Origin of the sequence: Bartonella sp. AA9NXGY (assembly GCF_042196845.1) — a bacterium.
In the GTDB taxonomy this organism is placed as follows: domain Bacteria; phylum Pseudomonadota; class Alphaproteobacteria; order Rhizobiales; family Rhizobiaceae; genus Bartonella.
In genome coordinates this window covers 1-4,038 of record NZ_JBHIRB010000041.1, presented here as the reverse complement: position 1 = coordinate 4,038, position 4,038 = coordinate 1, and the positions used below count along the sequence as shown (strand labels likewise).

Annotated in this window: 3 protein-coding genes and 1 pseudogene; all 4 read right to left on the bottom strand. The window is 39.2% G+C overall.

The genetic code is table 11. The features are described from left to right. Nucleotides 1–2,345 (bottom strand): annotated as a pseudogene (locus ACFIM6_RS09400) (hypothetical protein); the annotation flags it as partial. Nucleotides 2,346–3,172: 827 nt separating this feature from the next. After that, on the bottom strand, nt 3,173–3,421 hold the full coding sequence (locus ACFIM6_RS09395; RefSeq protein ID WP_375612612.1) for a YadA-like family protein: 249 nt from the start codon (nt 3,419–3,421) through the stop codon (nt 3,173–3,175). A 33-nt stretch (nt 3,422–3,454) separates the two neighbouring features. Continuing rightward, nucleotides 3,455–3,625 carry a hypothetical protein gene (locus ACFIM6_RS09390; protein WP_375612611.1) on the bottom strand — a complete coding sequence of 57 codons (171 nt, stop codon included), beginning with the start codon at nt 3,623–3,625 and terminating at the stop codon, nt 3,455–3,457. Between the two features lie 149 nt (nt 3,626–3,774). Continuing rightward, a partial coding sequence (locus ACFIM6_RS09385; RefSeq protein WP_375612610.1) for a YadA-like family protein occupies nt 3,775–4,038 on the bottom strand: 264 nt, incomplete at its 5' end.

Genomic DNA, 4,038 nt, shown 5'->3' with positions numbered 1-4,038 from the left:
AAAGTCACACTCGTGTAATCAATGCCGCCATTATCACCCTCTTTTTTATCGTAATGAACAACAGCCGAGTCATCTGACTGAAGGCTGGTAGAAAGATCCTTCAAACCTTTATCAAGCTGACCTTTGTTAACTGCTTCATTATCCTTTGTTGCTTCACCAACACCTGAAAGTGTCCGATCCCCTTTGTCTTTATTTGCGATATTGAGTTCTGTGCCACCTACTTTTGCACCAATAGTGAGACGACTCGTTGTCTTATCTTGCTGAACAAAGCTTTCGCTTTCCACTTTGGTAATCACATTATTAACCTGTTCAGTCAATTTATCCTGAACATTCGTGAGAGCCGTATTAACACCCTCAAACGCATCCGCTACATTCTGATAACTCTCTCTTTTTTCCTCTCCATCAGTATCGAAAGTTTTGATCTTAAAAGTAGGACCTACTGAGTTTCCATTTCCAAAGTCAGCACCACCACCGAAATAAGATGCAACACTGCTCCCTAGGGTATGAAGCTGAGAACCACTTACAGCTTCGTCTGAATTTTCATTGATTGTCCCGCCAAGTAGACCGGAAAGTTTCCGCCCTCCATTATCCTTATTTAGAATACTGATTTCGGTACCACCTGTTCCCTTACCAATAGTGATAAGGCCCGTTCCTCCATCACGGAGACTGCGCGTCAAAGCCATCTCTGCTACTTGCTTAACAAGAATACTGTCTCTTACTTCATTAATTTCAGTATTTGTTGCCAAAAGTTGGGAACCATTGACCGCTTCGGTCGATTCTGCTGTGAGTGCGCCATTTTGAATGCCTGTTATCTTCTTACTACCAGCGTCAATACCACCCGTTGTTATTTTCGGTCCACCAGAAATCACTAAGCCCGTTGCATCTAAGGTACTGTTTCCTGCAGTTACTTTATTGACTGCAATATCCTTAGCTAGATCAAATTTTATATTATTATTATCTTTGCCTTTGCTAATTTGAAGATTTGTACTTCCAGCGGAAAAATCTACCGCGCTGTCCATGATAACGGTCTTATCATCCTTACCCCCAACAGATAGTTTCCAACCACCATTTCTTACGACACTTTCTAAGTCTTTTAACTGTACAACATTTACTGCATCAGTAAGTTCACTACCAGCTGCTACACCTGTAATCTGCCGCGTTATGCCCTTACTAGAATTACCAACACTAACGGCACCCTGCTTACTTTTCCATTGCGCTTCAGTGCTTTCTGTTGCCCCCTGCAGCGAAGAAGTATATCCTGAAACACCTGCAGCCCTATCAGCGATAGTATCACTTCCTATAGCAACACCACCTTGTACAGAAACTATAGAATTGACACCCATTGCGATACTGCTTGGACCCAAAGCGTGAGACATGGAACCTATAGCAATACTAGATTCACCTGTCCCACTTGCCTGATTACCTATAGCAATACCATACAGCGCCTCCTTTGTTACAGATGCATTGTAACCAAGAACAATCCCCTTTTCTGCATAATTCTTCGCGCCATAACCAAGAGCCATTGCATAATCACCAGTTGCAAGTACTCTATTTTTTTCATCAATATCCTGTTCTTTAGATCCAGGATTAGCTCCAACACCACCGATTGCAATGCTATAAACACCTTCCGTTTTTGCCCCCCGCCCTAAAACAACAGTACCATACGCGCCCTTAGGTGACTCTGCCATATAACCAATAACAGTACTCCAACCATCACCAGCTTTTGCACTGTACCCGATAGCAACAGAACCGTATGTACCTCTCCCACCAACACTACCAACCACATTGTCACCAATAAAAACACCCCACTTGCTTTTTGTATAATTAATCCCACTACCCAAAATAACATTGTTATCTTGAGAACGTTGCATTCCTGCAGTTCCACCCCGCAAAAGGTCAGAAACATTAACAGGGGCTGCATTCTCATTATTCCCTGAAAACTGTTGGGCTGTAGAGCTATCACGAACAAGCGACCGTGGACTAATGAGAGACTTTTTATATTGCTCGTCTGTATCTAGGGTTCTGACCAATAAATTTTTGCTATCGTCCGCAAGAACATTTACGATAGAACTCTTATCGCTCTTACCAGAAAGGGTTTTGGTTAAAAAATTTGCGTAATCTTCAGAAGCATTCAAACCAGCAACAGAGAGAAGGCTTTGTGGATAAGACACACCGGCACTTTTTACACCCTCAAGAAACGTGTTTCTAAAATCAGGATTTGCTGAAAAAACAGGCGTAACATTCGATAAGAATGTAGCCGCTGTAGCCAACGAAAGAACTTTAACAAAAGAAAAACGAGAACGTTTTAATTCACTCGCTGCTTGTGGGGCATATAATTTTTTCATAACAAACTCTCCAATGAAAAAACTTAGAAACACCTCCAAAACATAAAAAAGACACATTTTAGCATTATTGATGTCTTTGGAATTCAGAGTAGACGATCATTGCTTAGAGTGTGAACGTTTTGAGTCTTTAGTCTTGTTCTGTTTGTGCTCTCTGTATTGAGATCTAAATGCTTGTCTTTTTGATTATGTTTTGTGGACATAAAGATAACACATTTAGAGTCTAAGGGTTTTAGTGTGCTGTTTTTTCCTAACTAAAAAAGAGGCCTTGTATATTTGATATTACTTTTTACTTGGTAGTGATTACTATAAAATCCTTTGTACTAGGTTTTAGTATGTATTTTCCTAATTATAGACTTTATTTTTATTAGAAAGCATGGTTTTGTTAATAATAAGTAAAGTAAAAAGAAATTGTAATATGTCCGGAATATATTCTTCTTTGGATAACTGGTTTTTTAGTTGGATTTTTTCTTTTTAATATATCATATAATGATATATGCGTGGTCCCGTGATGTACCTTTTATCTTTACGCACTACTTATCCCCCTTTGAATTATTTTATCAAAATGAGTCTTACTAATATACATTTTCATACAGCTATAGGCTGTTCAAGAAAATAGCAACATAAAAATATAGCTTTTTAGCAATATGGATTCTACTGTGATCTTTTTTCAACAAAATATAGAAAAATCTTCTATAAAACCTCACAGTTTATAGCCTCATCAAATATTATGCTTATCTCTAGATAAATACTGTGCGTCTGTAAAAAAAACATCCACCCTTATTTCAATAAATAAGGGTGGATGTTTTGTTCTATTTTCGTTGTTCGTATTATTTTATTTTCAGAGTAATTGCACCACCTATGCCCCAATGACCACCAGCACTCGTGGCAGAGAGATTAGAGCGGATTTTTCCGTTTTCAGATGTATAACCAGCACCAAGAGCAAATGCGGATTGTCCACGCCATGTGCCGCTACCAAATGAGACACTCAAAGATCCCGGCTCGTCAAAGTAACGTAGGTTGGATACTGCTAGACCAACGGCGGCTGCTTGCCTTGCCTCTTTCCGTACGCTCTTAATATCATAACTAAACGTTTCAAATTTTATATCGGTTTAGGATTTCGACTCGTTAACACCATTACTCATCGCATTATCCTTGGATTCAGAAAAATATTTATCTACATATTTTTTCGTATCATCAAAAACTTTCTTAATCCGCTGCTTACTGTCATGTAACAACCAACTAGCCCCCTCCACGACTTCTGTCAAATTTGCGTAAAACACACCACTCTTCAGACATTTTCTCTTTTTTTATTTTCAACATTAATGCTGGCATTGTTATTTATGGGAGTCGTTCTTTTAATCGTGTAACTCTTTTCGCCCCTGTCTTGTATAGACAGGAGCGTTTTTGAAAATAATCGTAGTGAATTTTATTAATTTAGAGTTAAGCTTAATCCTACACCTACACCCCAGCGCCCTCCGGCACTTGTCACAGATAGACTAGAGCGAATATTTCCATCTTCAGATGTATAACCAGCACCAAGAGCAAATGCGGACTGATTAAGCCATATACCACTACCAAGTGCAACACTTAACTTTCCTGGTGCATCATTGTAACGCAAGTTGGACACCGCTAGACCAATAGCAGCAGCTTGTCTTGCTTCTTTCCGAACATCCTGAATAGCATAATTCAATGT